The organism is Albimonas marina (assembly GCF_029223255.1).
In the GTDB taxonomy this organism is placed as follows: Bacteria; Pseudomonadota; Alphaproteobacteria; order Rhodobacterales; family Rhodobacteraceae; genus Albimonas.
The window spans coordinates 814998-839855 of record NZ_JARHUC010000002.1; the positions used below are offsets into that span (position 1 = coordinate 814998).

The window sequence follows — 24858 nt, forward strand, 5'->3', positions numbered from 1 at the left end:
CCCGGGTCCGGCGCCGCCCGATCCCCGGGCCGCAGAAACAAGGTAGGCTCCCCGCTTTCCCCAACGTATCCTCCAGATGCAGCACGAGATGCAGGGGCGCGGCCTCCTGCATCTGCAGGAGGGGGAGTCATGGCGGACGACGAGGCGAGGGACGTCGCGCTGACGCGGCGCGAGGAGGAGGTCGCGCGCGCCTATGCCCTGGGCGCCAGCTACAAGGAGATCGCCCGCGATCTCGGCGTCTCGCCCACCACGGTGCGCTCCCACCTGCGCACGGTCTATGGAAAGCTCGGCGTCACCTCGAAGATCGAGCTGGCCCGCTCGCTGGACGACGACGCCGCGCGGGGACCCCGGGACGCCAGCGACATGGCCGCCGAACTGGCGCTGGAGCTCGACGAGGCCGCCCGGCGCGAGCGCAGCCTGGCGCGGGTCCTGCGCATCATCAGCGAACAGGACGACTCCCCCGACCACGTCATCGACGCCGTGCTCGACCACGCGCTGGAGATCTGCGAGGCGGAGTTCGGGATCCTGTTCGAACACTTGGGCGGGACCCGCTTCCGGGAGCTGCGCTCGCGCAACATCCCCCGGCCCTTCGCCGACTGGCTGGCCGAGCAGGGCGTCTTCGAGGTCGGGCCCGAGACCGGGATCGGCCGCGTCGCCACGGGCCTGCAGGCGATCAACCTGCCCGACGTGCGCGCCGACGACGCCTATCGCGAGGGCGCCCCGCTGCGGATCGCGACCGCCGAGCTGGGCCGCGCCCGCTCCTTCGCGGCGATCCCGATGCTCTCGCGCGGGCGGCTGATCGGGGTGTTCTCGGTCTACCGCACCCGGATCCACCCCTTCGGCGACCGCACGCTGGAGCTGGCCCAGGTCTTCGCCGACCAGGCCGCCATCGCCATCGAGACCGCGAACCGCTTCCGCGAGCTGGAGATCCGCCTCGCGCGCGAGCGGACCAACCGCGAGATCCTGGAGATCATCCGCCGCACCCGCGACGACGAGCGGCCGGTGTTCGAGGCGATCGTGCGCAGCGCCGTGGCGCTGTGCGGGGTGCGCTTCTGCATGTTCTGGCGCTACGACGGCGCGCAGGTCCACTACTGCGCCAGCGCCGGCTTCTCGGCCGAGTTCATGGCCGACTACACGGCCGACTATCCGATGCCCCCGCGCCCCGGCGGCCTGGTCGCCGAGACGATCCGCACCGGGCGCACCGTGCGCCTGCCGCATGCGCAGGACGCCGCGGTCTATTACGACGCCGAGGTCGCCGCGCAGCACGACTACGACCACATGATCGGCGTGCCGGTCGAGACCGAGGACGGCCTGTGGGGCGTCCTCGTGCTGGCCTGGCCGACCGGCGCCGTGCCCCAGGACGGCCAGGTCGAGCAGCTCGAGACCTTCGCCACCCAGGCGGTCATCGCCATCGAGAACGCGGCCCGCGCGCGCGAGCTGGCGCGCCTGAACGCCGAGCTGGGCGACCGCGTCGAGGCGCAGGGCGGCGAGATCGCGCGGATGGCGCGCCTGAAGCGCTTCCTGTCCCCGGCGGTGGCCGAGGCGCTGGCCCGCTCGGGCGGCGAGGACCTGCCGGCCAGCCACCGCTCGCTGATCGCGACGCTGTTCTGCGACATCCGCGGCTTCACCGCCTTCTGCGAGCGGGCCGAGCCCGAGGAGACGATCGAGGTCCTGCAGACCTACCACCGGGAGATGGGCCGCCTGATCTCGGCCCATCGCGCGGGCGTCGACAAGCGGATGGGCGACGGCATCATGGTGGTGTTCAACGACCCCTTCCCGACCGAGGATCCCGCCGGCGCCGCGGTGCGGCTGGCGCTGGCGATGCGCGAACGGATGACGGAGCTGTGCGGCGGCTGGAAGCGCCTGGGCCACCGGCTGGGCTTCGGGGTGGGCGTCTCGCTGGGCTACGCCACGATCGGGGTCGTCGGCTCCGAGGGCCGCTATGACTACACGGCCTCGGGCACGGCGGTGAACCTCGCCGCGCGCCTGTGCGACCGCGCCGAGGACGGCGAGATCCTGCTCAGCCCCCGCGCCGCCACCGCCGTCGAGGACGCCTTCGCCGTCGAGTCGAGCGGCGAGCTGACCCTCAAGGGCATCCGCGAACCTGTCGAGGTCTTCCGACTGGTCGGCGCCTGACGGCCGCGCGCCGGACGCCCCCTCCCGCATCCCGCCGTCCGCCAAGCGCACCGGCGACGGCCCGGTCCAGGGGCTCCGCTCCGGTCGATCGACCGAGGCGGTCGGGCGACCGCGCCGAGGGCCGCTCCTGGCGGGGGTCGCGCATGGGACGGAGAGGGAGGCCGGGTCTAGACGTCTGCGGCTCGCGGAGGCGTCGCGGTCCGGACGAAGACCGCCAGCGCCGCGATCGCCAGCGCCATCATGCCGCCGCCGAGGATGAAGGACACGCCGACGCCGTCGACGCGATCCGCGATCGTCCCGGCCAGCGGGGGCGCCAGCATCATCTGCACGTAGTAGATGGAATAGAACACGCCCGTGCCGAACGCCCGCGACTCGGGCGGCAGGATCCGGCCGGGCATCGCCACGACCGGCCCAGGCGCCAGCCCCACGATCACGCCCCCGACCAGGAGCGCGCCGAGCATCAGCGGGATCGGCAGCACCAGAAGCGCGGGGTACAGCACGGTCCCGACCCCGAGACTGACGAGGATGATCGTGCCGGGCCGCCCCGTCCGGTCCGCGAGCCAACCGCCCAGCGGAACCCCCACCGTCGCGGCCAGGATGTAGAGGCTGGTGGCCGATCCGGCCGCCGGCAGGGCAAAGCCCCGCTCGACGAGCACCAGCGTGCCGAAGCCGAACAGCATCGCGAAGGCGGCGTTGTAGAGCCCCCAGACCAGCGCCGCGCAGACCAGCGGCCCCCAGGGCAGCGCCGCCACGACGATCTTCGCCCCGCCCGGCGCCGCATCCGGCGACCGGCGATAGACCGCCGCGAACAGCGCCAGCGCCGCGACCGTCAGCGCCGTCAGCGCATTCCACGCGAGGCTCAGCCCGCCGACCGTCGCCAGCGCGGGCAGGATCAGCAGGCTCAGCGCGATCCCCAGCGGCCAGGAGCTGATGAAGATCGCCAGCGCCGTCGAAAGGCCGCTCTTGGCGAACCAGTCGACCACCAGCTTGGTCATCACGACGTTGATCACCACGCCCCCGACGCCGGAGACGACGCGCCCGGCGATCGCCGCCTCGAGCGTCGTGGCCTGCGCGACCATCACGCCGCCCGCGATCATCAGCGCGAGGCTCGCGATCACCGTGCGCTTGTCCCCGAAGCGCGTCGCCACCGCGCCGCCGCCCACGGCGACCACGATCCCCGGCCCGAGGTAGAGGCCGATCAGCAGGCCCACGTCCGCCAGCGTGACGGCGAGGCTCTCGATGATCAGGGGCGAGAGCGCCGCGACCGACTGGAACTGGAAGGCCATGACGGTCCGCGCGAAGAACAGCACGAACAGGATGATCCAGCGGATCTGCATGTCAGGGCCCCCCGGCCTGCGTGCGCCGGCCATCCGCTTCATCGCGCGCCGACGACGTCGCATGCGCAAGCTTGAACACTTCCTTAACGTAAGCGCAAACGGAAACCGGCGGGCGCGCCCGCCGGGCTGCGCCGGGCACGGGCCGCGCCGCCGAAGCGCCTCCATCGCTTGCCGCGGCGCCGGACAAGGCCGCCCGCCGCCTTCGCGGCGCCCTCGACGCCTCGCGGGCGCGCGAGGGATTTCCCTTGCGGCAGAGCCTCGGCTGACGAAACTGTTTCCACATCGTGGAAGGACCTCCATGCGCCGCAAGACCCTGACGGACCGTTTCCGCGCCCTGCACGTCCCGGGGCGCCCGCTGGTGATGCCCAACCCCTGGGACCTGGGCTCGGCGAAGCTGATGGCCGGGCTCGGCGCGCAGGCGCTGGCGACCACCTCGGCCGGGCACGGGTTCACGCTGGGGCTCGGCGACGGCGGGCAGGTCACGCGCGACATGGCCCTCCAGCACGCCGCGGCGCTGTGCGCCGCCGTCGACCTGCCCGTGAACGGCGACTTCGAGAACGGCTACGGCGACGATCCCGACACCGTCGCCGAGACGGTGCGGCTGGCGGCCGAGGCCGGGCTCGCCGGCGTCTCGATCGAGGACACCGCCGTCCCCGCGACGACCGCCTACCCGTTCGACCTGGCCCTCGCGCGGATCGAGGCCGCGGTCGCCGCGGCCCGCGAGGTCGGGATCGTGCTGACCGCCCGCGCCGACGGCTGCATCTTCGGCAGCTACGATCCCGCCGAGGCCCTGCGCCGCTGCGAGGCCTTCGCCCGCGCCGGCGCCGACGTGCTCTACGCGCCGCTGCTCGACGCCGAGGCGACCCGCGCGCTGGTCGCGACCGGCGTCCCGGTCAACCTGCTGGCCGCCGGCGCCATGCGCGACCTGACCGCCGCGCAGATGGCCGCGCTCGGCGTCGCGCGCATCTCCATCGGCGGCGGGCTCGCGCGGGTCGCTCAGCAGGCGATCCTCGATGGAACCCGAGCCATGCTCGAGCGAGGCGACTTCACGCTCCTGAAAGGCGGGGCGAAGGCGACGGAGGTCGAGGCCCTGCTGAAGACTTGACGGAGGCGCGGACGCCGCGGCTTTGGGCGACGCGATCGGCCGGCTGTTGGGCTACGGCGGGGGCGTGAGGCGCGAAGCAGACACTCGCCCCGGGATGGCCGTTCGACGGCCTCGGAACGCCTGCGGCCGGTGAAGCGTGGGGGACGCGCCTCCGACCTTCGCTCGCCTATGGGCCTCGGTCGTTTCACGCGGCCGTCGGCACCATTCGCCGAGCATCGTATGAATCCGGCTCGATTCCGGTTGCGGTCGAATGCCAGGCGCGCGCTGGACCGGCGCCGAACGAAAAAAGCGCGCCGACGGCGCGCTCTTCGTAACCCCTTGGGATTTTTGGTGAGCCGTGCAGGATTCGAACCTGCGACCCGCTGATTAAAAGTCAGACATACCTAGCATCACCCCATATCCTCCAGATTCCTACACGCTACCAGGGTACCCCATATATGTCTGATATCGCGTCATTTCTTCCAGGTTCATCGCCACCCTGCCCTCCCATCGGCTCCCCTCTCCTTCTCTGCAGTGTGGTTGCTGCGTGGTTGCTGTTTGAGCCAGGCCGCAATATGCTTCTACGCATTGCCGGGAAAGCCAGATGCCGAAACTGACCAAAAAAGTAGTGGAAACCCTGGAGCCGATCGAGGGGCGTCCGACGTTCGCTTGGGACAGCCAGCTGAGCGGCTTCGGCGTGAAAGCGCTGCCGAGCGGCGGCCGAAAGTACGTCGTCAAATACCGTGCGGGAGGCGGTGGGCGCGGTGCGCAGCAGCGCTGGCTTACGCTCGGGACGCACGGCGTCATCACGTGCGAGCAGGCTCGCGCGATGGCGCAGCAGGCACTGGCCGCGGTCTCGCGAGGCGAAGACCCCCAGGCTGAAAAGGCGAAGCGGCGAGCGACGCCGACGATGCGCGATCTGTGGGCGCGCTTCGCGGCCGAGCAGCTGCCGCGCAAGAAACCGTCCACGGCGCTCGAGTACGAAAGCCAGTGGCGGGACATCATCGAGCCTGCCTTCGGCTCGCACCGCGTCGACGCCCTGACCCGCAGCGAAGTCGACCGGCTGCACAAGCGCATGAGCGACACGCCCTACCGCGCCAACCGCACCCTGGCCCTCATGTCCCGGCTGATGAACCTAGCGGAAGCCTGGGAATGGCGCCCTGCCGGCGACAACCCATGCCGGCACGTCGAAAAGTTCAAGGAAGAGGCGCGCGAGCGCTACCTGACCGCCGAGGAGCTGTCGCGGCTTGGCTCGGCGCTGAGCAGCATGGTCGCGGAAGGGGATATCTGGCCGGAAGTCGCGGCCGCCGTGCGGCTTCTGCTGCTGACCGGAGCCAGGCTTAACGAGATCCTGACTGCGCGGTGGGAATGGGTGAACATCGAACGGCGGGTGATCGAGTTGCCGGACAGCAAGACCGGTCGAAAGCCGCTTTACCTCAGCGCAGCGGCGTTGGCCGAGCTCGAAGCGCTGAAGGCCGCGACCCGCGACACGGACAGCCCGTTCCTTCTTCCGGGGCGAACCAAGGGCAAGCCGCTCAACAACCTGTCGAAACCTTGGAAGCGCATTTGCGAACGCGCCGCAATATCGGGGGTCAGGTTGCACGACCTCCGACACACCGCCGCCAGCATCGCGGTTGGGAGCGGCGCCACGCTGCCCGTCATCGGGAGACTGCTTGGGCACCGGCAAGCCCAGACGACGCAGCGCTACGCGCATGTCGATGCAGATCCGACCCTTGCAGTGGCAGACCAGCTTGGCGAAGTCCTGACGTCTGCCTTGCGGACCAGGCAAGATGCTGGCTGGCGGCCGTGAGGACTGTTTAGCGGCCGCGCCAACATCTACCACTTGAATGCCAGAATGATGCACGCAGCGTGATAAGCAAACCCGAGAACGCGCGAGACCCCTGTTGCGCGCCGATAGGGGGTCCTGGCACCACGCCGTTTGACAGTCGCACATCCCGAGCCGCCTAGGGTTTCGAGCCGCCCATGATCAGAGCTGGATTAACTGCGCGAGTTGCATTCCAATAGAGATCGTCGAGTCAGCAATGATTTCGCAGACTTCACATTGAGGCGTGCGCCATGCGATCATTCGGGCTCTGGAGCATCATGGCCTTAGAGCGTGACCCCGAAAGAGTTGAACGGCTTCAGTAGTTTGTGATTCCGCCTGGTTGCCAGACGAGACGGGAGCCCGAATGCCTTGGACCGAAGCTGCTCGCCGGGGGCATGACCGGCGACGTCCGCGCTACGCAAGCGATGAGAGCGACAGGGAATGAGCGCTGATCGCGCCGCTCCTGCCTCCGGACCGACCGCAGGGTCGCCCCCGCAAGACGGACCTGCGCGAGGTGGTGAACGCGACCCCCTACATGGCCTCGACGGGCTGCCAGTGGCGCATGCTGCCCAGCGACCTGCCGCCGCCCTCGACGGTGCAGCGATACTTCTATGACTGGCGGGACCGCGGCCTGTGGCGGGGGATCAGCAACACCCCGGTCATGGCCGCGCGCGAGTTGGGGGGCCGCGAGGCCAGTCCCACCACCGCGGTGATCGACAGCCAGTCTGTGAAAACCACAGAGAGCGGAGGAGCTTGCGGCTTCGACGCCGGCAAGCGGATCAAGGGCCGCAAGCGCCATGCGATGACCGACACGCTGGGCCCGCTGGTCGGGCTGGTCGTCCATCACGCCGGGGTGCAGGGCCGCGACGGCGCGCCCGAAGTGCTAAGGTCCATCCGTACCCGCTGCCCCTGCCCGCGCCATGTCTACGCCGATGGCGGCTACGCCGGCCCGAAGCTCCGCGCCGCCCTGCGCGGAGCCGGCGAGTGGACGATCAAGGTCGTCAAGCGGTCCGATGCTGCCAAGGGCTTCGAGGCCTTCCCGCGTCGCTGGGTGATCGAGCGCACCTTCGCCTGGCTTGGACGATGCCGCCGATTGGCCAAGGACTGGGAGCGCGACACCGCATCCGCCGAGGCTTGGGTCTTCGTCGCCAACATCCGCCTGCTCACCCGACGCCTCGCAAGATACTGCCTTGCCTCGTAGACTTCTGAGTCCGGCACTTAGCAAGCGCCAATCTATTAATGCCGACTACGTCGGCCAGACATTCTCTGCTTTGCCGCTCGGCCTTTTGAAGGTGCTAAGTTCGCGGTTACTGCTGTCGTTTATACATGCATCGTAGACGCTACGGCGTTTGGCGTCGCCCCAGCGATACGGTCGCGCATTGAAGTGCTTTCCTTCAGAATGATACTCCCAGGTAAGGACACGAACGCGCGCGCCTCTCGTATCGACCCGAGGCTCTGGTTTGAATGTTAAGAGCGTATCAGACCTTTTATTCTTCGCATTTAGATAGTGATAATGATACCCCCAATGGCCGTGGATCTCTCTCATAAGCTTGTCTTTAAGGCCAGGAATGGTGACGAATAGCGTATAGAGCACCCGCCCGAGGCGAGGTGCCAGGACAAACACCTTCACCGGCTGCAGGCTTCCCCGAAGGACCGGTATGGGCCGATAGTATATGCGCTCTGTACCAAGGCAATAGCTGAGGTTCTGATCAGCGCTTTCCAGAGGCTCTGGTTCGTCTTGTAGGCCGAGCTCTCTAAGTTGACCCAGGAGGGCCGAGATGTTTGCGTCAAGCGCTCTCCGAAGTAGGATCGTTTCCGCTTCCTGGCGCTCCGGAGTATTATTTTCAGGCTCTACGGAATCTTCGTGCCGAAACCGTGCGGCCGCAGCGAAGCGCAATTCGGCAATTTCCTGAACAAGCAGTTTGATGTACTGATCAGACAGCGCATCATGGATCCTATTAGTTGATGACGATTCGCGATCAATCACGCACTTCTCCAAGATGGCTCATTCGACTCCGCTCACCTCCCAAGGCCATGGTTTGCTTGTGCCACCCGAGCCGATCTCAGTTTGAGCTTGCAGCCCGCAAGAACTGGCGCAGGTCAGTAACGCGGAGCCATGGTCGCCGCACATGTACCATTCGGTGACAGTTCGCGCAGAGCAGCACCAGGTCGCTTAGCTTCGTCGTATCGCCAGGGCGTAGCTTGCTGACGGGAACCGTGTGGTGGCACTCGATGAAGCCCTCGCCGCGCTCGCCGTAGATCGCGGCAAAATCGAAGCCGCAGGCCTCGCAAAACAGCCGTCCGTGCTTCTTCTCAAAGTCAGCCTTCTTGCGTGCCACGATCTTGCGATTGCGCTCGCGGCTGCGGTGCATCCGCGTGACGACACGCCCCTCCTCGGCCTCGGCTATGTCGGGCTCGACCTCGACTAAGCTTCGCGAGGTTTCCGGGTCGCTCGCGGCGATGCCGGCGCGGATCGCCGCGGCCGTCTCGGCGAGCCGTTTCGGGTCGCCCGCGAATTCCACCCAGAGCTCAGCTTCCAACTTGTTGCCCCGCTTGAGGCCGCTTTGCCCGCGGCTCGTGTAGTCCGGGTCATGCGCGCGAAAGTTGAGCAGCTTCATCGACACGCCATTGGCGTTCCGGAACGTGTCAGACCCCGCGAGCCCCAGCGCAGTTGCAATCGCGCTTATGTCCTTCGCCAGCTGCATGATCTCGGGCTTGCCGGGGTCATGGCTCACGGAGGGATGTTGGACGTAGTGGTCCAGCGCGAGGATCAGCTCGTCACGGGTCCAGGTCGGATTGCGCTTTGTTTCCTGAGCCATTGGGCCAAGATGGCGCAGTCAGCGCGCTCCGATCAAGCGCTTGTTAAGCTACATGAGCGGTGCCGCAAGGCGCTCTGCTTAGGATGCGCGCTGCGAAGTCTCGCGATCATCACCCCGCAGTGCTCCTGGACTGCCGCTTCGACCTCCGCCCGGCTCCATCCGCCGCTCTGGCCGAACTGACCTAGCGAGCCGTCGCGAAGGACCACAACGGCGAGGTCATCGCCCCAGACGAGAATATGGGATGGCGCGTCAGAGAACACCTCAGGAGGCTTGCTGACGATGGCTCGAAGGTCTGCGGGCATGGCGAGGCGTCCAGTCTGCCACAAGGAAGCATGCCGCTATCAGAGTCGGAAAAGGTTAACATAAGGTTGAACTTATCAGCAGATGGTATTGTTGGAGAGGGACCGAGACCGCTGCCGCAGCTGCCGGCATCCGCGCTCCCATCGCGATATCTACACCTTGACATTGAGCGTGCGCAGTTCTGAACTGCCTCCATGGGGACATTCACGAATATCAAGTCATTGCGAGGGATGGGGATTTTCGCCGACAGGGGCATGCAATCGCCTCCCCTTGCATTTCGGCGATACAACCTCGTCTACGGTTTCAACGGATCAGGCAAAAGTACGCTATCGCGTCTGTTCTCCAGCCTCCAAGCGGGTGAAGTGCACTCGAAGCTGCCAGAAGGCGGGACGTTCGAAGTCACGCTAGGCGATGGCAAGGTCTATGGGTTGCCGTCAAACCTGACAGGCCTCGAGCAGCGCGTGCTCGTCTTCAACTCCGACTACATCGAGAGAAACCTCCAGTGGGCAGCGGGGCGAGCCGAGCCGGTCTTCTACATCGGGGCCGAGCAGGCAGATGCCGCCAGGAAGCTGACAGAGGTAGAGGGCGATATAGCGAAGGCGGAAACATCCAGAGAAATTGCAGACGCCTACGCGAAAGCCTCCGCAAAGGCCTTCGCCACATTCAAAAGAGACCGCGCCAAGGACGTCGCACGACATCTCCATCTAGGTGGTCGAAGGTACGAGGCACCCGCATTCGCTAGCGACTATGAGACGTGGAAGGATGACACCAATCCCAAGTTGTCCGACGACGAGCTAAAGGCGGCAGAAGATACGTGCCGGCTGGACGAGCCGATGGCACGCCTTGTCCCAATAGAGTTCGACACCGTGTCAGTCGGGGCCATTTATCAGGAAATTGCCGAGTTGTGCGTCCAGTCGTTAGCGACGATTACGCTCGACGAGGTGAACCGCTTTCCGGACATTCTGCTCTGGTTGAAGCATGGGCGCGAGTTCCACGAAGCCCACGGGCTGACCGACTGCCTCTTTTGCGGGAACGAAATTTCCCCTGACCGGCGGGCACTACTCGCCGCCGCGATGGACGACCGAGTCGACCGATTCATCGCGCGGCTTGCTGCGGCCGACGAGCGTATGAGAGTCCTCACTGAAACCGCGGTGCGGTTGCAAACAATCCTCCCTGATACCGGAGAACTGGCGGCGGAATATCAGGCGGCCTACAAAGCCGCCCGCGACAGCGTTGCGAAGAATGCGCACAATCTCGTGCAGCAACTGGAGCCACTGTGGAAAGTCCTTTCGTCAAAGCGTGAACGTCCTGCGGCGCCAGCCGATATGACCACAATTGTTCCAAGAGAGGCGGTACTTGTAGCTGCGAACGATCTCAATAGACGGCTTGAGGAACTCAACGGCCTCATCGCCGCGCACAACGATGCAGCGTCGGAGTTCGCCGAGCGCAAGAAAGCGGCGGAAACCTCAATCCGCCGTCATTTTGTTGCAGACTGCCGTGACGATTATGTCAAGATCGCGAAGGAAGCCAACGACGCCGCGGCAAACCTCGTTGCCGCTACGGAAACACTGGCAGATCGGAAGGAAGCCGCTCGTGAACTGCGCCATCAGATAAGGGCTCATGGGCCGGCCGCGAGCGCAATAAACAAGCTCATTGCTGCGTACCTCGGGCACAACGAGCTAGCGATAAATCCCGTCGAGGAGGGGTATGAGCTTCATAGGCATGGGACGCCCATCGAGGGGGTTCCGAGCGAAGGCGAAAAGACTGCTATCGCAATCTCCTACTTCCTCTCCTCGATCGAAGCAGACAATCGAAAGCTTAAGGACGTCATTGTCGTCGTCGACGACCCAGTCTCAAGTCTCGATTCCAAAGCGCTGAACTTCGCCTGCTCCCTTGTGCGAAGCCGATTAGACAAGGCCGCGCAAGTCTTTGTCATGACCCACAACCTACAGTGCATGAATGAGTTTCGGAAGGGCTGGAAGTCGAGGGCGCGACCTCGCGACGGCAAAGATCCGACAGCGACATATTTGTTCATCGACGTGGCGATCCCAGAGGGGCAAGCGCGACGATCCTCGCAGATCGTAGAGATGTCGAAGTTGCTTCGGGAGTACGATTCCGAGTACCATTTCCTATTCAGCCATGTAATTCGCTTCGTCGGCCAAGGAGATGCCTACGATGATCATGGCTACATGATGCCAAATGTGCTCCGGCGAGTGCTGGATGTCTTTCTGGCCTTCAGGTGCCCGGGAGGGTCCGGCTTGACCAGCCAACTTGAAAAACTCTGCAAGGACCATCCGGATTTAGACAAGGATCGCCTATCCGCACTGGAGCGGCTCGCCCAAACAGAATCCCATTCTGACAACTTGGACGACCTTTTGTCCTTTTCAACAATGACCCTCGAAGAGACGCGCGATGCAGCGCGCGCCTTATTGGCGATGATGGAGCAGGTGGACCCGAAGCACCTCAAGAACTTGACGCGCGTTTGCAGTTAACTGCCGATGCGATCAGGGCCACTCAAACCAAAGCTCGTTGATCAGAACTCATGGGCCCAGGCTTGGCGTCCCAGGGTCATGATGCGCCATTGCTGCTCGGCGAGCTGGGGACCTCGTGACGTGAACCGCCCCGCCTTTCCCGGAGGCCCGAACTGTCAAGGATCGAAAGGCTCGAGCGCCCGCACTGCACCGCGGCATACCGCACCACTGATGCTCGACCAGGCAGGCTGGCACATGTCCGCCCGGCTCGTCGTGCCGGACAACATCACCTTGCTGCCCCTGCCGCCCCGCTCGCCCGAGCTGAACCCGGTCGAGAACGTCTGGCAGTTCATCGGCGACAACTGGCTGTCGAACCGGATCTTCTGCTCCTACGAGGACATCCTCGATCACTGCTGCGAAGCGTGGAACAAGCTCGCCGACCAGCCATGGCGCATCTTGACCCTGGGACGCCGAGCCTGGGCCCATGAGTTCTGATCAACGAGCTTTGGTATCACGCGGCTGAAACTCGCCGCAGGCCTCGTGCTCCTGCACCAGCGGCCAGCGATCGCGGTCACGGTCGGTGAGCGGGCGCGGACCGGGTGCTGGGGGGTAGCGATGGCACGGGGCAACATCTAGGCCGTCGGCATCTTCAAAAATGATGCCTAGGAACTTGCACCGTCCGCAGGTGTTCGCCGCGATCATCTCCCCGCCCTCCTACCTTTTCCTGCTCCGCGCCTCTTTCGCGTTCTCCCTCCAGAACTCGGTCTTCTGGTCCCAATGCGCACGAAACCTCTCGACTTCTAGCTTCATGCTCCGGAACTCCACCTGGGCGTCAGCCAAAGCGTCTTCACCCAGCGTGCCGAGGTCTTCGGGGAGTCGAGCAACCCGATCTCGGATTTCAATCCACTCTTCTCGCCCAGCCTCGGCTTCCTTCTTCGCCCCGTCCATTATGCTGCTAGTCAACATTCCCCGTTCCGCGCACGCAAACGTGGCTTCCCGCTCAGCCAAATCGACCAATTCCGGAGCGCCGAGCATGGATACGTTCAGCTCTTCGCGCGCCAGCTTTGTGCTCATGGAAAGCTCTCGCCCCACGGCCAACGCGGATTGCCTGCGAGCACGAGAGGCGTTCCATGCGGCCCAAGCCGACACGATCAAAGCTAATACGGCGATAATCGGGCTTAGAACATACACCCAGCTTGGCACCATTCCCCGTCCTCCTATTTGGGCCGTCGCGCGCGCTCCTTCTCTGGACCAAGTCAGGCCCCGGGAATATCCGTTGTTTCAGGGACCGCGCACAGTTCGAGGATCCGGTCGCAAAGCACGCTGAGCGGTCCGAATACGGGAACCATCCCAAGGTCACTCGTTTCTCCGTACCTGAGGTGGAGAAGGCCCGCATCGCGTCATCAGGGCAGCATGGCGAAGAGAACGCTTGTGAAATGGGCGTTCCGGAGATCATTTTTCGCGTGAGAGCAGCTGATCAAGTTCTACCCCTTCGAGTGGAGGATATACGGGCACAGTGCCGGCTAAAGAGCGCTTCACTGGAAAATCCCATTGCTCAAGTTCGTCTCTTCCGGCGGCACCTGATTTCTTCCAGCCAACCGTTCTGAAAGGCCCTTCCCTTGCATTAGCGGCCAGCGCGACAGAGCGCCGGAAAGTTTCGGACTCCAGTAGATGATCTGGGTCGATCAGCGTTTCTACGACTTTATCGGAGCTCGCGGTGTCTTCTTGGAGAAGCGCGCGCACGATGTGCATGCCCTCCATGTAGTCGCGCCACACAGTCGAAACAAAATCCCGATCTTTCAGGCCGCCCAAATTCTCTAGTCGAATTCGCGCAAGCGCCTGTACATGAGTGGCTCCGCATTTGACAGGCGCGTCGCCTCCTCCTGCTCGCTCATACTCGTAAAGTGAAAGAAGTGCACCTTGTAGATGGAAGGCGCAAAATAGTGCGTCTCGTTTACTACGAATAATCGTCTCGATATTATCTATCTCTGATAGAATAATCTCGCGCTCACTATAATCCTTGATGAATTCGCTGCACGCTGAAATCGCGGTGCTGATCTCCTTCACCTCTTTCGATTTGCCGTCGTCTCTGGCCTCCCGTCGCATCCGTTTCAGCTTGCCGAGCGCACGAACAGCCTGCAGCAGTCGGCACGCCTCCAACTGCTCGTCGTCTTTAGCGCTGGGGAACAGGGCGTACGGCACTAAGAGGTAAGCCACGAGCAACCGGTGGCCGTCGCTCCTCTCCGCATTCAGCGCGGCTGAGAACTGCGGGATGTCCACCGTCATCTTACTGTGTGGACCCGGTGAGCGCGTGTACCTCTTCGCCACGGCGAATCACTCCTTAAGTCATTGAAGATATTCAGTTGCGACTCTGCGCCAGTGAAAAGCCCCGGAACTGGGTCCGGGATACGTGCTCTTACGACCCCTCCTAATGCCCTTTCGGCTGCCTCGTAGACGAACTGCCCCCGGAGAAGTTTCCCCGCTTTTCTGCGAAGAAGTCAACTTCAATAATGGCCCATGTTCCAACGCATGGAGGCAGAAATGACGGGACGCATTCGGATTATTAAGAGACGGTCGAGCCATAATGGCTCACAGGGTCGCGGTGAGCTCGAATATATGGGTGCCCATATTGCGCGAAATGTCGAGCGGAGGTGGAGGAGCATTGCGAGAGCGATGGATCGGGATAGTAGCTGTCACGATAAGTTCTATTCGGTGGCGGCCTGCCGCGATAACAGCCCTTGCGGCAACCTAGGTTGCCCGAAGTGCCGCCAAGGCGACCAGCTCAAGATGTTGGCGCGCTACGCCCCGTGCTTCGTCAGCGCATGCGACAAGGGTGATCTGATTGGGTCGCCGTTGGGCTACGCGGTCACGGTCGTGCCGGGATACGGGCTCGTGCCGATCGGCGACCTGGAGCACATCGACCTGGTGAACTTCCGGAACCGCATCGCGCGACAGGTTCGCACCCACGCCTCTCCCGGGGCGGTCGGCCTGTTCGTCGTGGACGTCAGCAAGAACATCCAGTCCGAGGTGGATGCCGAAGACCATTGGCAGCTGCATGTCCACGGCATCCTCATGGAGGAACCCGATGAATGAGCGCAAGCTGAAGGCGACACTGAAACGCCACCCTCGTTGCGGTTCACGACCTCTGGTGGTGCAGCCGCTCGTCGAGCCCATCGGGTACCTGGCTTACATGGCCAAACCCAACTTCAGCCGGCGCACCAGCTACATAGACGGGAAGGGGCGACGGAACACGCGTATCGAGCCCCTATCCATCTTGGAAGAGCTGGAGCTCGCTCGGTGGCTATGCCGGTATCGGGTGGAGCAGCGTGTGTTCAGCATCGGAAACCTGAACGGCTTCATGTCGTAGCTCGGCTGAAAAAAGTGCTGTGTGGCAACGGTTTGGCTTGAATGAATGGCCGAACTGCACATGGCCGCCAACCACCTCTGATCGAAAAAACTGAAAGCAGTCAGGCCGTTAGCATGTAGGCGCGGCGACGGCCTGACTGTGCCTGAATTCCTGCCACAAGGAGAAGGTCCATGACCGACCGGTCAAGCTGGGCAACCATGCCCGGCGCGGAAACAGCGGCCAACGTCCGGCACCTCGAGACGGACGAATGGTTCCTCAGAATGAAGATCCCTCAGCCGAACGACGAGTGGCGCGAGGTGATGATCCCCTTTAGTCTTCTGCACGACCAGCGAGCGCTCGGCGGATTCCTTTCGAAACATGGCTGGCGCCTTCCTGCCGACAAGGAGGCGCGGCGCGCGATCCTCGACGAAGTGCAGTCCACCACCCCCTCCGTCACCATCGGGCTGACGGAGAAGCCCGGCTGGCACGGCCCGACCTACGTCACTGACGGCGGCTCCATCGGGCCCGAGGAGGAGGACCAGATCATCCTGATCCGAGACCAGGGGCGCGCTGCGGAATCGGCGCAGCTCGGCTCCCGGGAAGAGTGGCGGCGCGATGTCGCCGAGCTGGCGGCAGCCTCGACACTCGCGATCCTCGCGGTAAGCCTGTCGCTGGCGCCGCCGATCCTGCGCTTCACCGAGGTCGAGAGCGGCATGCTCCACATCTTCGGACCCTCTGGCACGGGCAAGACCACGATCGCCAAGGTGGCCGCCAGCGTGTGGCGTGGCGGCAGGGATGCGCTGGACACCTGGAACACCACTCAGGCCGGCTTCGAGGAGCTCCTGCTCCAGCACAACGACGGCTTCGCCTGCCTGGACGAGATCACGTTAGGGTCCTCGGATCGGCGCGCGCTCCGTCAATTGATCCAGGGGAGCTCTTACAGACTGACGGCCGGCAGGACACGAAGGCGTTCGCGTGACTACACCGGCGGCGGGAGCCAGGCCTCGTATCGATTTCTCGGCCTGAGCACAGGGGAGGCGTCTGCGGCTGAAATCGCCGCCGCGGTCGGCGAAGAGCGGTTGCAAGGCGAGGAGGCGCGCTTCATCGATCTGCCGATCGGCGACGACGAGATGGGGGTCTTCGACCGCCTCGGAGCCATTGAGCAGGAGCAGACGCCAGAGGCGGCGGCCAGGGTCGCGGCGGTGCTCAACGAAGCGGTCTGCACGCGCTTCGGCACGGCCGGACCCGCATTCGTCCGGCATATCGTCGATGACATCGAACAAGCGGAAGCGGAGACGCGCCGGCTGGTCGAAAAATTCATGACCAAGATGGACATCCCGGCCAGCGGCTGGGAGCGGCGGATCGGGTTGAAGTTCGCGCTGGCATATGCAGCAGGCATCATTGCCATCGAAGCCGGCGTCTTGCCTTGGTCGAACCAGGACGTTGGGTTCGCCGTCCGCAAGGGCTATCGCCGCGCCCGAGCCTCGATCGAGACCGAGGACGACCGCCTCGCCCGCGCACTGGAAGGCCTCCGGGCGTTGGTCAGAAGCGGAGGGGTGATCGACCTCAGCAAGCGAAAGAGCCGCCCCGGTATCGAGGAGGTGAACGCGGCCTTGGTTCTCCGTCGCAAAGTCGACGGCGAGATCCAGATCCTGATCGCGGCGCCCGCCTTCAGTGAACTGGCCGATCGGCACACGACCCGAGCGCTGCTCCAGCGGCTCTGCGCGGCGGGGATCTACGAGAAGCCGACGGGACCGGAGCGGCTCCGGACCAAGCAGGTGACGCCGCTCAAGGGCGCAGAGCGCAGATCCTTCGTGATCTTCACGGGCGCCCTCCTCAGGTTCGAGCTCTCATGAAGCGCAACACGACGGAGCAGCCGGTCCACCGGCCCGACCAACACGCGCGTCGTGAGAGCCGACGTGCCGCACGAAACAACAAGCAGCGAGATATGAACATGCCCAATTCAGATGAAGGCGACCCCGAGACACCGCCGTTCTTCACAGAAAAGGAGGTGGCGTGGCGCTGGAACATGTCGGTCAAGAAGGTACAGGCGTGGCGCGTACACGGCGGCGGGCCCGACTACCACAAGTTCGGCACTCTGGTCCGATATTCAGAGGCCGACTTGGTGAAGTTCGAGGCGTCGTGCGCCCGGTCGCACACCTCTGACTCTTCGTGACGCCGCCGACGCGTTTCGCCCGCCGCGAGTTCTCTTCGCGGCGGGCAAGCTATGTCATCTGTCGCGTCACCCGCAGGACCGCCTTCTTCTCAATGGCATGTTCCGTGGGATACGGGCGGGCGGGCTCGCTGCGGAACCGACACCGCGCCACGGTCCAATGGCCCATGCCGGCGCTGTCGAACAGCCGGATCTGACAGGCGCTGACCGACCGGATCACCGTCCAGTGCTCGACGGTGCCGATGATGTAAGCGGCGTGCCCCTGTTCTCCAGCGAGCTCGGACCGCATCGTTGCGGCGGCCTCCGCAAAGAGCAGAGACCGGTTGCCGGCGAACGGGCGGTCGGTCGAGATGGAAAGACCCAGCTCGGAGTCGACCCACTCGCAAGCCGCCGCCGCCAGCTTGCGCAACCTCTTCGGCGGAACTCCATCGGTCATCGCCTTCTGCAGTTTGCCGTCGTCGGCCAGGATGTCGATGAGCGTGCCGAACAGGTCTTGGCTCGCCGGAAGCGTCATGCGGGACCGCCCGTCTACGATCAGGCGCACCGCGTTGACGATGGCGTAGACGCCGCACAGCCCATCGAGCCGCCCTTGCTGGAGTGGGCGTAGGGGCGGGACCATCCTGGGCCCCGCAGCCGGTCAATATTCCTCCGCGCGCATCACGGTCAGCACGCGGAGGGTGAGAAGGGGATCCGACGGATCGGGGGAGCCGGCGGTCATGGTCCGATCATAGTAATCAATCTTCCAGATCACCCGGATGCCGTCGACCTCGATGGCGGCGCAGTCGTGCTCGCCCCAGGGGTCGTTGTCTTCGGTGAAGTCGTTGAACGCGCCGACGGCCTCAAAGATGCGCGCGACCAGAGGGGCCGGCAGCATGCCGATGCCGCGGGTGGCGAGAACCTGGCCGCCGACGCAGCGCTTGCGGAGGGCGTCGTTCAGTTCGCGCACACGCAAGCGCTTCGCGTCCTCGCTCTCGATATTCTTGTTTTGTTCCAGATCTGGCAAATGGGGTCCCTTCGCTGCCGACATGGCTGCGGTCCTTTCGTGTTGATGCTGATGGGTGGGGTGGCCGGATGGCCTGGGTCAGAGGAGCTGAATGAGGCGGCGCTGAGCGTCGCGGTCGCCCTCGATGTAGCCCTCGGTCGTCTTGATGGAGCGGTGCCCTGCCAGCTCCTGCACGTCGCGCAGGGAGCCGCCGGCTCGGTGCACGGTGCGCGCCGCTCGCGTGACGAAGGTTCGCCGGCCCGAGTGCGAGGAGCAGCCGGTCAGCCCGGCGTCGTCATAGAGGCGGCGGAACCAGTTCACGACCGACTTGGGGGTCATGGCGTCGCCGCGCTCCGACGCGATGACCGGCCCGTGTCTGGGCTTGCCCTGCTCCGCGTGGAGGTCGACGAGGGCGCGTTTGAGCTCTCGGTGCAGCGGCACGCGCCGGCCGCTGCCCATTTTGGCCGCCGAGGGCGGCAGTTCGAGCGCGTCCCCGACCTTGCCGGTCGGCGACAGCACCATGCGCCAGGTCAGCGATGCGATCTCGCAAGCCCTCAGGCCGGCATGAACGCTGAGCAGGACCATGGCTTCATCTCGCACGGCGTGTCGTCGCTTGCGCGCGACGCGCAACGCCGCGCGCACATCCTCCTTTCGGAGAACCTTCGCGGGTTGTCCTTGCATTGAAGTGGCTTTCGATTTTTGTGAAGTTTCAGCCAGGCTGTCGCTACACAATACTAAAAAGCAAGCGATTAGTCAATATTATGATTTCTTGCCTGAAATAATCTAATGATAAGCGCGGCCCTTCATTGTCATTTTGAGAGATTGGTGCACCTTTTATAGACGTGACGATCTGGCGCCCTCGGGAAGCGAGGCGGGGTAGGTGCCGTTCGTTGCGCTCGGTCCCAAGTTCGGCTCCGCGGACCAAAGCTGCCGAACCGCCAACGGCCGCTTCCGAGCACGTTCCAGAAATGGTCGTTTTTGACCGCGCCAGAAACCCCATCCTAAAATCGGGACAGCGCGTTAGAGGATGATCCGCTCGACCTCATCGAGCGTGACCTCATCCCCGGTGCGGTCGTAGAGCTTCGTCGTCCGCGGGCTTTCGTGGGCGGCGATGGCCTGGGCCATCTCCAGGGTTCCGCCGTTGGCGAGATAGGCGGTGATGCCGGTGGCCCGGAAGGTGTGGTTGCAGATCGCCTGTCCGATCCCGGCGTCCTTCGCCCGCCGCCGCACCAGGTCGAGCGCATTGCGCGCCAGCAGCGGGCGGTCCGAGAGCCGCCCTGTCCGCCCGACCGCCGCGCGGAACAACGGCGTGCGGGGCTCATCCGCGATCCCGGCCACCTCGACGTATCCGTGCAGCCAGGCTTCGAGGTTGTGGTGCGCCGGCAGCTCGTGGTGCTTGCCGCCCTTCTCGTGCAGCCGCACCCACCACCGCCGCCCGACCGGGTGGAAGTCGCGCACTTGCATCGCCACCGCCGCGCCGACACGGGCGAAGCTGTAGATCAGCAGCCCGATGAAGGCCCGGTCCCGCAACCCGACGAGCGTCGTGGCGTCGATGCTCTCCAGCAGCAGCCGCGCGTCCGCGCGCTCCAGCACCGGCGTCTTGCCGCGCTTCACGACATGCTTCGGCCCGCGCACGGAGGCGGCCGGGTTGACCGGCACTACCTGCCCCACCACCAGCCAGTCGAAGAGCATCCGTACGGCCGCCAGACGCTGCTTCGCCGTCGCCGGCGCATGAGATCGCCCGAGGGCCTCCATCCAGGCCGCCACATGAACCGGCTGCACCTCGCGTAGAGAGACGACGCCGCCAGCCTCCAGAAAGCCGCAGAACTCGGCCGCAGCGCGCGCATAGGCCTTGCGGGTGTTGGGGTTGCGAATCGTGACCGTGAAGAAGTCCAGGAAGCGCTGCTCGGCCGTCGGACCGGCGGCGGCGACCAGAGCAGGCGAGCGGTCGGAAAGCAGGATCAGCTCCGTCATTTCGCCCTCGCCTCGATCGCGGGACGACACATCTCTTCCATGTCGGCCACGGCAGCATCAAGACGTCGGTTGATGTCGTCGTCCGGCTCGCCCGCATCCCAGATGCGCGCTTCGCGTACTTGTCGGCGGTGGTCTTCTTCACGGACAACCTCCTCACGCAACGCGCGGGCGGGCACTGCTCCCCTGGCACGACGTGCTTCGTTCTGGGCCAATCGGGCCAGCACGTTAGCCGCTGAGACGATTTCGGCCTCAACGTCACGGAACGTTTGGAAAGGGTTGTCGGCGTCCGCGCCGAAAAGCGCGCGAAACCGATATCTCTTGGCGTGGAGGCCCGACAGCAGCGCGCGATTATCTTGCAACCGCGCGAGCGGAACGAAGTAGGCGTCGAGCTGACGTGCGAGGTCTTCTTCCTCCCCCTCCTCCCGCGGCCGTGCATCGGCTTCGCCTCCGAAGCCGCCCGGGTTGCGCACCCAATGAAAGACGTCCCGAGTCTCGTAGAAGGCCGCCAGGACTTCCTCAGCGAGTTCTGCCTTGCGGCGACCGCGCATCTCGTCTCGCCACGCGCCCAAGCCACGATAGGCGATCCACGCGACGATGATCGCGGCGCCAGCCGTCGCGATATCGGTCAGGATCGAAAAGACGTCGGCGGCGATGCCGACAATGGCAAGCGTTCGTTCCATTCGCAAATAATATCATATAAAGGACATTATCAGATAGTATTTTGTCGCGTTGAGCAGATGGCGCTGTGTCCTCCCAAGGATGCTACAGTTCCGACATGTGCAGGGAAGCGATCGAACGCGAGGTGGCCAGGTTCAGGGCCGCGATGGACGAAGTCCATGCCGACCTCGGCGACTTCTTCCAGACATTTCCTCGCGGCTGCTGCGGCGACGTTGCAGAGCTTCTCGCCGCGCACCTGAAGGACGCCGGCTTGGGAACCTTCGCTTACGTCTCGGGCAGGCGAGAGGGAGGCTCTCATGCCTGGCTGGAACGCGACGGCCTGATCGCCGACGCCACGCCCGACCAGTTCGAAGACGGCCTGCGCCGACCGTTGGTCACGACCGACTCCACATGGCACGACAGCTTTTCGGACAGAAACCCAATCATTGAGGACGGAGATTTTCGCGTGCTGTGCGGCGAAGAAAATCTGATACGCTTGGAGTCCGCCTATGATCAGCTTCGGAAGTTCATGGATCAGCTACAGAAGTAGTAGTCGTTCGCTTCCGCAGGCAGGACAAACGCACGAATTTGGTGCACCAATGATGTAGAGAGGGTCGGCCTGAAGCCCAAATTCGCAATTGACTTTCTGCGACGAGCGGCGGTTTTCACAGCCGTGTGCAATTTGAGTGCCGGAACCCTGTGACTATTTCACTCATTTTTTAAGATCAATGCTCAGAAAGCTCGTAGCACTGCCATCGCGCGACGCGTGTCTTTCAAAACGACCTTCTATGACCGAGAAACCGCCAGGTTAGCACGGTCAACGACTAACGCACCCGTGGTAAACAAAGGTCGCGACATGCGTATCACAGAGCTCGTGATCGCCCCTAAACACCTTCATTTCATCCGGGCTAGCCTCCCACATCCAAAATATTACCTCTTTGTACTCCACCCCCATGGATGACATATATTTGGCTAGCTCGACATATAACTCGTCGGACAATGGGACCGCGCTTCCATCGGCCAAGGATATTTGATGGAATCCTAATTCTGCCTGAGAATCCCAAACCGTCCTCGCGACGCCACCCATGAAAACGAGCGGGCAGGCGGAGTAACAATTGGCATATATTGTTGTTTCAAACCCTCTTTCGCGAATTAGCATTCCTGCCCGCAGAGCATCGAGCACAGATCCCCCAGCAGAGCCCAAAGCAATTTGATTAAGCTCCTTGTTTTCCTCTACTGCATTCCTAAATTTCTCAAAAAAACCATTCTCTATGTCTCCTATCACATACAGCGTCTCTCCATCGTCGGATATTTTGTAGATTGACGATTTATCGTCTCTATTTTTATCTATAAAATAAGTATCTTGAAGTCCCGGTTCAATTGCGCACTCTAAATTCCATATCGCCCTTTTCGCGTCCGGCAGTGTTGCCCGCATCTGATTGGCGGTGGTAATCCAGTTTTGCAATGACACCGCCGACCACCATAGCTCATCGTCGCTTGCACTACTTATTGTCGGATAGGGCGGCTCGAAGACGCTTACCCGGCCTTTCAACCCCAGCATTCGGCCGACTATGGCGCAGCGATGCATCCTTATGTCCGCGTTATTTAGGGCTGTGCCTCCACTGATCCAGCCGGTCCGCTCTTTCGCGGCTTCATAGTATTTGTCCGCCAGACGGCCAACGCGCTCAATAGCTATCGGCCACGAAGTCGCAATTGCACCTTCGACACTTGATATAACAAATATAAATGCGAGTAGCGATTCTGGAATAAACTTCATTGATTCTGTTCTCTATTTTGAGCACGCCTATTGCTGCGTCCAGGTGACAGTTGCCTTGTCTGCCGCTTTCAGCCTTGAAGCTCCTCGCCGGACACAAGGCTTGTACACAGCAGCCCCCTTCATCGGGTCCGACCCAGCCCATCAAATGCCGAGAATGCGGAGCTAGTAAAGATGCCATGGTTCGTTGATGCTCATGCATCCAGCTCGCATTATTCAGAAAATTTAATCCTTGTGCGCCCCAAAGTTAGGGGCGCAGGTTGTGTGCCCTCCCTCGCCTCAGGGAGAACTGAATCAGGCCGCGGCGGTTACTTCAATGCCGGGTTCTTCAACGGCATTCGCCCTGAGCAGTCAAATTGCCATCTCAAAGCGTGCGTCCGCTTCGCGCCCCAAGTCTGCCGTTCCCGTACTCTCATGAGCACCACGAAACCTACCGCAAACCTTAATCCCATTGCAGGTCCGGGGTGCGCAGAAACCCGCATTAAGAATGACCTGTGTTATGTCGTTTGGCTCGTGCACCTGTTCGGGCGTCTTTATTTAACAAATTCTGAACGTGCTGCTGCAATGTCCTCCGCTCAACAGCACGGATGTTTTCTTCTAATTTCACGACATACTGATGCCAATCGCGCATAAACGCCTTCCGTGGGGACTCGATAAGCGCCTCTATTGCCTCGGCCAATAGATCGTGTCCGCGGATCCATGAACTGATTTGGACAACATCCATAGCCGCTATCTGCGACGTGCGCTCCGCTTCAATAGCATCATTCTGTTGATTTAGAGCTACGCTCCATTGGCCATGAGCAAGCTTATTCCTGAATAGACTCGGGTCAAACACGTGCAGGTCTATGATATCGTATAGCTTCTTCTTAGTGTTCGGCTGAAAGCTTCCTCTTTTTGCGTCTAGGTGACGCAAGCCAAGATCGACAGCCTTCTTCCAAGCGGCAGCAATTCCCTTCTTTTTTGCTCTTTGAATCTGCTCAATCTCATCGATCTCAAAGCCATAAGGCGTATGAATTATCTTGGAGAAGTTGGCCTCAGCCCAAGAGCAAAAGAGAAGCGCATAGGTCTTAGTGAATGCCGAAATACGCGCTTGATCGTTTGAGCGGAGGGCATCGTTTACACATCTGTGCACTTGCCGCAGCGCTGTCTTCAGTGAGCGCGCATTCTGCACTTGAGCTTGGTAAATTGCTAGTTTCGCGGATTGGTCCATTATAAATCCGGGCTGTCGAGAGTGGGGCATCAGCCCGACTCTCGACAGCCCGGAATCGAACCGGGACCTCTGACCAAAAGTCAGCGCCTCTGCCATATTAAGGCTACTGCCGCACAGTGTGCATAAGGCTCGACAAATCGTCGATCAAGAACTGGAGCTCGGCAGTAGAGGATAATGCTCGACCCACGTGACGGATATGCCACAAAGCCGCGAGCGACCCTGCCCTCAGGATGGAAGGGGGGGACGGATTTGATGCGGCGTGCCACTGCACTTTGCTGCCGCTCATCCAAGGCGCAGCGAACGGCAACTCCCCGCACGACTGTCCGCGGGCGCGGCTCATGCGGCGCCAGCCAGGAAGGTCCGAGAAGGGCTAGCCAGAACGACGAAAGGCCCGCGCCACCCCGGCGCGTGCCTTCGGATGTGGCCGACATCTGCGCCGTCAACGCTACGGCAGCCGCTTCGCCACCTCTGCCTTCACGCGCATCTGGCGTAGCACCCAGCCGGCTCTCGACGCTGAACGCGAGCCCGGTCGCGTCGAACTACAAATGGCGTGCGCCACACTCGCTACGGTTGACTACGTGAACAGGGCGTGACTTTCATACGCGACATGAAATGGAGGGGAAACAAATGATTCCGAAGAGCATCGTCACCCGCATCGCATTGGTCGGTTTTGTATGCGTCGCTACGTCAAGTATCGCAGGCTGCGCGTCCAGCGCCGTGACTGCAGACCTTGAAAGCGACAAGGCCATTGTGCAGCTCACCGGAAGTGA

The 24858-nt window shown here is 63.1% G+C and carries 21 protein-coding genes, 2 tRNA genes and 2 pseudogenes; 11 read left to right on the forward strand and 14 right to left on the reverse strand.

The window, feature by feature from the left end; genetic code table 11:
• Positions 1-129 precede the first annotated feature (129 nt).
• Positions 130-2136: a GAF domain-containing protein gene (locus tag P2H44_RS07465; protein WP_275762846.1), complete on the forward strand. Its 2007-nt coding sequence runs from the start codon at positions 130-132 to the stop codon at positions 2134-2136.
• A gap of 167 nt (positions 2137-2303) precedes the next feature.
• On the opposite strand, the gene P2H44_RS07470 is transcribed toward P2H44_RS07465, so the two are convergent.
• Positions 2304-3473: an MFS transporter gene (locus P2H44_RS07470; protein ID WP_275762847.1), complete on the reverse strand. Its 1170-nt coding sequence runs from the start codon at positions 3471-3473 to the stop codon at positions 2304-2306.
• Between the two features lie 298 nt (positions 3474-3771).
• Between P2H44_RS07470 and P2H44_RS07475 the strand changes: the two genes are divergently transcribed.
• Entirely contained in the window at positions 3772-4578 is an 807-nt protein-coding gene (locus P2H44_RS07475) for an isocitrate lyase/PEP mutase family protein (RefSeq protein ID WP_275762848.1), read from the forward strand.
• A 328-nt stretch (positions 4579-4906) separates the two neighbouring features.
• On the opposite strand, the gene P2H44_RS07480 is transcribed toward P2H44_RS07475, so the two are convergent.
• Positions 4907-4973: transfer RNA gene (locus tag P2H44_RS07480), tRNA-Lys, on the reverse strand.
• Between the two features lie 188 nt (positions 4974-5161).
• Here P2H44_RS07480 and P2H44_RS07485 point away from each other — a divergent pair.
• Entirely contained in the window at positions 5162-6367 is a 1206-nt protein-coding gene (locus P2H44_RS07485; protein WP_275762849.1) for a site-specific integrase, read from the forward strand.
• Positions 6368-6746: 379 nt separating this feature from the next.
• Positions 6747-7583: pseudogene (locus tag P2H44_RS07490) on the forward strand (IS5 family transposase).
• Positions 7584-7628: 45 nt separating this feature from the next.
• Here P2H44_RS07490 and P2H44_RS07495 read toward each other — a convergent pair.
• Entirely contained in the window at positions 7629-8369 is a 741-nt protein-coding gene (locus tag P2H44_RS07495; protein WP_275762850.1) for a hypothetical protein, read from the reverse strand.
• 76 nt (positions 8370-8445) lie between these two features.
• Complete coding sequence (locus tag P2H44_RS07500) at positions 8446-9201, reverse strand: HNH endonuclease (RefSeq protein WP_275762851.1); 756 nt, start codon at positions 9199-9201, stop codon at positions 8446-8448.
• Between the two features lie 494 nt (positions 9202-9695).
• Here P2H44_RS07500 and P2H44_RS07505 point away from each other — a divergent pair, with 494 nt between their 5' ends.
• Both P2H44_RS07505 and P2H44_RS07510 read left to right on the forward strand, forming a co-directional pair.
• Complete coding sequence (locus tag P2H44_RS07505; RefSeq protein ID WP_275762852.1) at positions 9696-11993, forward strand: AAA family ATPase; 2298 nt, start codon at positions 9696-9698, stop codon at positions 11991-11993.
• Between the two features lie 186 nt (positions 11994-12179).
• Positions 12180-12467, forward strand: a pseudogene (locus tag P2H44_RS07510) (transposase); the annotation flags it as partial.
• A 219-nt stretch (positions 12468-12686) separates the two neighbouring features.
• Here the strand turns inward: P2H44_RS07510 and P2H44_RS07515 are convergent.
• Together P2H44_RS07515 and P2H44_RS07520 are read right to left on the reverse strand one after the other, a co-directional pair.
• Positions 12687-13046: a hypothetical protein gene (locus P2H44_RS07515; RefSeq protein WP_275762853.1), complete on the reverse strand. Its 360-nt coding sequence runs from the start codon at positions 13044-13046 to the stop codon at positions 12687-12689.
• Between the two features lie 378 nt (positions 13047-13424).
• A complete protein-coding gene (locus P2H44_RS07520; protein WP_275762854.1) occupies positions 13425-14258 on the reverse strand; it encodes a hypothetical protein in 834 nt (277 codons plus the stop codon).
• Positions 14259-14645: 387 nt separating this feature from the next.
• Between P2H44_RS07520 and P2H44_RS07525 the strand changes: the two genes are divergently transcribed.
• The 4 genes from P2H44_RS07525 (at position 14646) to P2H44_RS07540 (ending at position 17494) form a co-directional block, all read left to right on the forward strand.
• On the forward strand, positions 14646-15065 hold the full coding sequence (locus P2H44_RS07525; protein WP_275762855.1) for a hypothetical protein: 420 nt from the start codon (positions 14646-14648) through the stop codon (positions 15063-15065).
• Positions 15058-15339: a hypothetical protein gene (locus P2H44_RS07530; RefSeq protein WP_275762856.1), complete on the forward strand. Its 282-nt coding sequence runs from the start codon at positions 15058-15060 to the stop codon at positions 15337-15339. Before P2H44_RS07525 ends, P2H44_RS07530 begins: the two co-directional genes overlap by 8 nt.
• Before the next feature lie 170 nt (positions 15340-15509).
• A complete protein-coding gene (locus P2H44_RS07535; protein ID WP_275762858.1) occupies positions 15510-17174 on the forward strand; it encodes a DUF927 domain-containing protein in 1665 nt (554 codons plus the stop codon).
• Positions 17171-17494 carry a hypothetical protein gene (locus P2H44_RS07540; RefSeq protein WP_275762859.1) on the forward strand — a complete coding sequence of 108 codons (324 nt, stop codon included), beginning with the start codon at positions 17171-17173 and terminating at the stop codon, positions 17492-17494. Before P2H44_RS07535 ends, P2H44_RS07540 begins: the two co-directional genes overlap by 4 nt.
• Before the next feature lie 49 nt (positions 17495-17543).
• Here P2H44_RS07540 and P2H44_RS07545 read toward each other — a convergent pair whose 3' ends face one another.
• From P2H44_RS07545 to P2H44_RS07565, 5 genes are all read right to left on the reverse strand, one after another.
• Positions 17544-18110: a hypothetical protein gene (locus P2H44_RS07545; protein WP_275762860.1), complete on the reverse strand. Its 567-nt coding sequence runs from the start codon at positions 18108-18110 to the stop codon at positions 17544-17546.
• Between the two features lie 18 nt (positions 18111-18128).
• Positions 18129-18518 (reverse strand): DUF3768 domain-containing protein, encoded by a 390-nt coding sequence (locus P2H44_RS07550; protein WP_275762861.1) that lies wholly within the window; start codon positions 18516-18518, stop codon positions 18129-18131.
• A gap of 54 nt (positions 18519-18572) precedes the next feature.
• On the reverse strand, positions 18573-19154 hold the full coding sequence (locus P2H44_RS07555; RefSeq protein WP_275762862.1) for a tyrosine-type recombinase/integrase: 582 nt from the start codon (positions 19152-19154) through the stop codon (positions 18573-18575).
• A gap of 339 nt (positions 19155-19493) precedes the next feature.
• Positions 19494-20447, reverse strand: a complete 954-nt coding sequence (locus P2H44_RS07560; protein ID WP_275762863.1) for a tyrosine-type recombinase/integrase — start codon at positions 20445-20447, stop codon at positions 19494-19496.
• The gene (locus P2H44_RS07565) at positions 20444-21127 is read right to left on the reverse strand and encodes a hypothetical protein (protein ID WP_275762864.1); all 684 of its coding nucleotides are present in this window, start codon (positions 21125-21127) and stop codon (positions 20444-20446) included. Before P2H44_RS07565 ends, P2H44_RS07560 begins: the two co-directional genes overlap by 4 nt.
• Before the next feature lie 95 nt (positions 21128-21222).
• Between P2H44_RS07565 and P2H44_RS07570 the strand changes: the two genes are divergently transcribed.
• Positions 21223-21654: a hypothetical protein gene (locus P2H44_RS07570; RefSeq protein ID WP_275762865.1), complete on the forward strand. Its 432-nt coding sequence runs from the start codon at positions 21223-21225 to the stop codon at positions 21652-21654.
• Positions 21655-21921: 267 nt separating this feature from the next.
• Here P2H44_RS07570 and P2H44_RS07575 read toward each other — a convergent pair whose 3' ends face one another.
• The 3 genes from P2H44_RS07575 to P2H44_RS07585 all read right to left on the reverse strand — a co-directional run bounded on the left by P2H44_RS07575 (position 21922) and on the right by P2H44_RS07585 (position 24200).
• On the reverse strand, positions 21922-22881 hold the full coding sequence (locus tag P2H44_RS07575) for a COG3904 family protein (protein ID WP_275762866.1): 960 nt from the start codon (positions 22879-22881) through the stop codon (positions 21922-21924).
• A 478-nt stretch (positions 22882-23359) separates the two neighbouring features.
• Positions 23360-24088, reverse strand: a complete 729-nt coding sequence (locus tag P2H44_RS07580; RefSeq protein ID WP_275762867.1) for a hypothetical protein — start codon at positions 24086-24088, stop codon at positions 23360-23362.
• A 40-nt stretch (positions 24089-24128) separates the two neighbouring features.
• Positions 24129-24200 (reverse strand) — tRNA-Lys (locus P2H44_RS07585).
• Positions 24201-24858: the final 658 nt, after the last annotated feature.